The 961-nt window shown below is 73.3% G+C and carries 2 pseudogenes; both read left to right on the top strand.

Features of this window, described 5'->3' with window-relative positions:
• Positions 1–424 (top strand): annotated as a pseudogene (locus tag WQ56_RS17355) (ferredoxin--NADP reductase); the annotation flags it as partial.
• A 194-nt stretch (positions 425–618) separates the two neighbouring features.
• Positions 619–961 (top strand): annotated as a pseudogene (locus tag WQ56_RS17350) (hypothetical protein); the annotation flags it as partial.

Below are 961 nucleotides of genomic sequence, written 5' to 3'. Positions count from 1 at the left end.
CCGCAACCGCCGCTACCTGCTGATCGGCACCGGCACCGGCGTGACCCCGTACCGGGCGATGCTGCCGCTGCTGGCGCAGGCGATCGCCGAGCGCGGCGTCGAGGTCGTGCTGCTGCTGGGCGCCCGCACGCCGGCCGAGCTGCTGTATGGCGACGACTTCCGCGCGTTCGCGCAGGCGCACCCGCAGTTCCGCTTCGTGCCGTGCTTCTCGCGCGAGCTGCCGGCGCCGGGCGATCCGCACGCGCACGCCGACGTGCGCCACGGCTACGTGCAGCAGTTCATCGGCGAGTTCGCGCCGACCGCCGACGACATCGCCTACCTGTGCGGCAATCCGGACATGGTCGACGCCGCCTTCGAGGCGCTGAAGGGCTTCGGCCTGCCGGTGCCGCGGATCCGGCGCGAGAAGTATGTCAGCAGCAAATGAGGCCGTGACCGCCGGCCGGTCGCCTCGTCTTCGACGCGCAGCTGAGGTATCGGCGATACAGGTCGGGCGGCCGCGAGCGGCGGACGGCATCCGCTCCCCGTCGCGCTCCTACGGGTCATGCGTGTCAAGCACGCTTGACACCGGAGCGGCGCCGCCCGCATGCTGGATGTCAAGCCTCCTTGACACCCAATGCCATGCGTCCGTCCAGTTCCCGCAGTCTGCTGCTCGCCCTCGCGACCTGCCTGCTCGCATGCGCCCTCGGCACCTGGCGCTGGCTGCCGCAGGTACCCGGCTGGCTGCTGGGCCTGCAGTTCCTGGCCGCCGGCGTCCTCGCGGGCGTGGCGCTGTCGTCCGGCGCTGGCGCCGGCACGGGCTGCGGGGCGGCGCCGCGCGCGCTGCAGCGCCGCTACACCCGCGAGATGCTGGTCGCGCTGGGCGCCTATGCCGCGCTGCTGGTGGTCTCGCTGCTGTGGCTGCGCCATGTCCAGGGTCCGCTGCCGCGTGCGCTCGTCGCGCTGCTGCCGGTCCCGCCGATCG

This window comes from Luteimonas sp. FCS-9 (genome assembly GCF_001014645.1).
GTDB lineage: Bacteria > Pseudomonadota > Gammaproteobacteria > Xanthomonadales > Xanthomonadaceae > Luteimonas.
This window is presented reverse-complemented; position numbering and strand designations above follow the sequence as displayed.